Source organism: Terrisporobacter muris, assembly GCF_024621905.1.
Classification (GTDB): Bacteria; Bacillota; Clostridia; order Peptostreptococcales; family Peptostreptococcaceae; genus Terrisporobacter; species Terrisporobacter muris.
This window is the reverse complement of the sequence record NZ_JANKBY010000374.1, coordinates 1-3,074: the sequence shown is the minus strand read 5'-3', so window position 1 is coordinate 3,074 and position 3,074 is coordinate 1. Positions and strand designations below refer to the sequence as shown.

Here is a 3,074-nt window from a genome sequence, read left to right as displayed (position 1 = left end):
ATGTATAAAAAGCATAAAAATAGGATAGATCAAATTTGATCTATCCTATTTTTATATTTAATGAATTTTGGTTTTCTACAAACATTTGTTTTGATTTTACTTGAGCAAATAAGTTTAATCCATATCCTACTACACCAACAACTATAAATAACATACATGAACCAGTTAATCCTAACTTGTTTGATATAGTTGTGAATAATAATGCTGATATTGAACTACCTAATGCATAAAACATACCTACTTTTGCTAACTTCATTGTTCCATCTTTTTGTCCAAATACATCTGCTGGCATAAATGCTGGTGCTGATGTTATTGTATATACAGTTAATCCTGAACATATAGGTACTAAAAATCCTATTGCACTTCCCTCTGGCATAAACGCCATTATTAATAACGCTATTACTGTAGATATTCCTGATAAAACCATTGGAATAAATGATCCTAATTTATCAAATAATTTACCACCTACTACATTACCTATTAAACATGATACTCCAAATATTGAACCTGCAATTCCTAATTTTCCTGGTTCAAATCCTTTTTGTCCTAATACTGGTATTGCTTGTGTTGATACTGCAACAACTGCGAAACATATTAATGCACATCCTACGCAGAAAGTCCAGAACATTGGATTTTTATCATTTTCTTTGTCTGATAAACCATCAAATTTTGGTCTTGTTGGCTTTACATTTGACTTATTAGATGATGTTTCCATTACAACTTCTTCTTGTTTTGGGTATCTTATAAATAATAATGCTAGTGGTACACCTATTATTATCATAGCTGCCCCTAATGCCATATATGTTCCTCTCCATCCAACATTAGCTAATAAATTAACTGTTATTGGTTGTAAAAATACATTACCTAATGATCCACCTGCTAATGCTATTCCTAATGCTGTTCCTTTACCTTCACCAGGGAACCAATGACTCATCATTATTGGTAATGATAAACCTGTAAATAATATTGTTCCTACTTGTGTAAAGAATGCACTTCCATTAAACATTATTGCATTTTGAGCCATTCCATATGAGGCGAATGCTATACCTGATATTATTAAACCTGCTACATATATATATTTAATTTTGAATTTATCATATACTTTGGCTATTATTGGATTGAATAATGCCGGAATTGTTCCTGATAAATATAGTAATGTAAATCCTACCTCAGATACTACACCTGATTGAGATACTGGTGTTTGCATCTGACTTTGTAAATTTTGAGATATACAATATGGTATTGCTTGAATTAACATACAAATGAATACTATAAGATATCTTTTATTTTTTTTTGATTTTGCAGCTTGTCCCATTTTATAATTCCTCCTTATAAGCTTTAATATTAATCCGTCAAACAGGGCATAATTTAATATTCTAATTTTTTATAAAATTTATTTATAGAGTATAACTCCTAACTACATTTATTAAGTTTACAGCCATTTAATATATAAGTAAAATTGTTTTTTCTTATTTATATCATTAATTTTTTTAATGGTTTACTGATAAATTTGTTTATTAAGAATTTAGATTTAGTCTATTTTTATTAAAACTTAAAGATTACCTTATTACCTAAGGTACTTATATAATTTCAGAATAAATACCTCAAAATAGCACTTACTTTATCCTTATACCTAGTATCATACTCAAATCCATTACATTCCACTAAATTTCAACTCCAATTTATTGATAAGAATATGAGTCTACAATCAACATTTCAATCAGTCCTTCATATTGTCCCATGTAAACTTTTTTAGTCTTAATTTAAATATCATTCATCCTGGCGGATTTGTTGTAAGTTTTTTTAACTACTGCAAGTGGTTTAACTAATAAAGCTACTAGATGTCCTCCAATCATTTTTGCTAAAACATTTGTTAAAATAGATATTCCAACATTTTTATTATGTTTAATATACTTTGTTATAGATACACATTATATCCATTTGATAATTTTACAACTTTATTTACTCCACTTTGATACCTTGAGAAAAATCCAAATTCCTGTAGTTATTCCTTCATCAAATCTGCCTCTAAAAAATAGGTATAGGTTCGTTATCTAATATTTCTACTGATTCACCTATTCCTAAATAACACCCCATATTATCAATACTATTTATTATAGTAACTTCATTTTCTTTAGTTACTAGATCTTTTTATCCATAGCTGATACTGTATTTAACATTAGCGTGGCTATTGTAACTCCTACTAATCCTATAATTTTTATTGCCCTTTTGCTAAAACTCATTTTTATTCCCTACTTGGTAACTGGCTGGCATAGATATTCATCCTTAGATCCATTAGTTTTCCGTCACTCAATTTCTCAGAATTTGGCTTTTTAAATTTGTTAACTTAATTGTATTTGTAAAATTATATAAATTAAAGTCCTTAGTTATAATAATCTTTATAATATTATTGTCACATATGAGCTTTAATTAAAAATAACTATACCATTCACTAATGGTACAGCTATTATTTTACTACTTTTTATTAACTTGTCTGAAACCGTACTCCTTTACTCGTAGTACGGTTCACTACTATTTATTCTAAACATTATAATTATTTATCTTAGACCATTCTTCTGATTGTGTGCTAAAAGGCAAAATAAAAAGAATTACCAAACTATAAAGTCTAGTAATTCCAATTATTCTACGTTTCCACGTTTATGTATTGGTGGAGATGAATCACAACAATCATACCCACAATTATACATATTTTATTGTAACTACTTGTACTTATTATATAATATTTTATTCTTCCTATAAAATTAAATCTATGTCGTCATTTTGTAATGCATTACTTATACTATCAAAATCTTTTAATGGAGATTCTTTTACTATATTACTTATGCCATTCATAGCTTCTATCGCTACCGAATCCTTATCTTCATCTAATGCTCTTTCAAGAACATCAAAACTTTTATCTATAACATTCTTCCTTTCATTAAATATAGCTTTTGATATATTTTCTACCATTTCTTTACTTGATTTAATTTTTTCTAAATGAATTTCTGTTGCTTTTTCGATGGCTAATCTTTTAGTAGCTTCCTCTTCTTTAGTTTTTTTATAATCTCTTCTAG

At 27.7% G+C, this 3,074-nt stretch carries 2 protein-coding genes and 1 riboswitch; both genes read right to left on the bottom strand.

Going from position 1 to position 3,074, the window contains the following annotated elements; genetic code table 11:
- Positions 1 to 40 precede the first annotated feature (40 nt).
- Entirely contained in the window at positions 41 to 1,315 is a 1,275-nt protein-coding gene (locus tag NSA58_RS17980) for an MFS transporter (protein ID WP_039679295.1), read from the bottom strand.
- Between the two features lie 940 nt (positions 1,316 to 2,255).
- A riboswitch (cyclic di-GMP riboswitch) is annotated at positions 2,256 to 2,340 on the bottom strand.
- 414 nt (positions 2,341 to 2,754) lie between these two features.
- Positions 2,755 to 3,074 (bottom strand): hypothetical protein (locus NSA58_RS17975; protein ID WP_257560774.1); only part of this gene is annotated, 320 nt, incomplete at its 5' end.

Bases quoted from the DNA above. Each gene is read 5' to 3' on its own strand.
- NSA58_RS17980 (WP_039679295.1), bottom strand. From the start codon at position 1,315: ATGGGACAAGCTGCAAAATCAAAAAAAAATAAAAGATATCTTATAGTA.